The following is a 1,181-nucleotide window of genomic DNA, read 5'->3' as shown; positions in this document are numbered from 1 at the left end:
GACAAGGCGACCGGCAAGGCCACCGCGAAGATCCCGGCGCCCGTGATGTGGGACGCCGCCGTCGACCCGGCCTCGCAGGAGCACCTCAACCGCGGCCCGGTGAAGATGGAGGTCCGCGGCCAGGGCAGCGACACCGAGCTGGTGTTCACCCCGGACGCCGCCTTCCTCGCGGACCCGAAGCGGCAGTTCCCGGTCACCGTCGACCCGGTGGTGGACGTCGGCACGACCTTCGACACCTACGTCCAGACCAACGAGGACATCGACGCCTCCGCGTCGACCGACCTCAAGCTGGGCAGCTACGACGGCAAGGTCGTGGCCCGGTCGTTCCTGACCATCCCGGGCGGCTCGTTCAACGGCAAGCAGATCCAGAGCGCCACCCTCAACGTCGCCAACTACCACTCCTCCTCGTGCGTCCCGAAGCAGTGGGAGGTGTGGAACGCCCGCGGCGCCGCCTGGTGGACCCGCTGGGGCAACCAGCCCGCGCTGGAACAGAAGTGGGCGACGTCCAACGACACCTACGACATCCCGAACGACGGCGACAGCCACGACTGCCTGGCCGGTGACGGCACGTTCTGGGCCAAGGCCGACGTCACCGAGATGATCCGGTACTTCGCCGGGTTCGGCTACAACGACTACGGCTTCGCCCTCAAGGCGGCCGACGAGTCCAGCAGCCTGTCCTGGAAGCGGTTCAGCTCCGCCGAGGGCTACTGGCCGCCCTACATCTCCATCACGTACAACTCGATCCCGCCCACGCCCACCGTCGTGGACGTCCTGCCGTCCCAGCAGGGCAGCCCGCGGTACACCAACTCCGCTACGCCCCGCTTCCAGGTCCTCGCGGCCGATCCGGATGGCGGCACGGTCGGGGTCAACTTCGACCTGTGGCGCAACGGCACCTTCGTCAACAGCATCTACCGCCAGGTGCCGGCCAACACCTACGCCCAGGTGACGCCCGCCGACCTCGGCGTGGCCAAGCTGGACGAGAACGTGCCGTACGGCATCTGGTCGCGGGTGACGGACGCCACCTCGGCCTCCGGCTGGGTGGGCACCAACTTCGTCGTCGACACCGTCAAGCCCGGTGCACCGTTTGTGAGTTCGGCGGACTACCCGGCCGACGGGCTGTGGCACGGCACGGCCAACCAGGCCGGTTCGTTCACCTTCTCGCCCGCTCCGGGCACCGACGA

Annotated in this window: 1 protein-coding gene; it reads left to right on the top strand. The window is 68.8% G+C overall.

From position 1 onward, the window contains the following. On the top strand, positions 1–1,181 hold a 1,181-nt coding region (locus tag ABTY15_RS39710; protein ID WP_350607711.1), incomplete at both ends, for a DNRLRE domain-containing protein.

The sequence above is a fragment of the Kitasatospora sp. NPDC097643 genome, assembly GCF_040302625.1.
GTDB lineage: Bacteria > Actinomycetota > Actinomycetes > Streptomycetales > Streptomycetaceae > Kitasatospora.
Note: the sequence above shows the minus strand (reverse complement) of the source record. Positions and strands in the feature narration are given on the sequence as shown.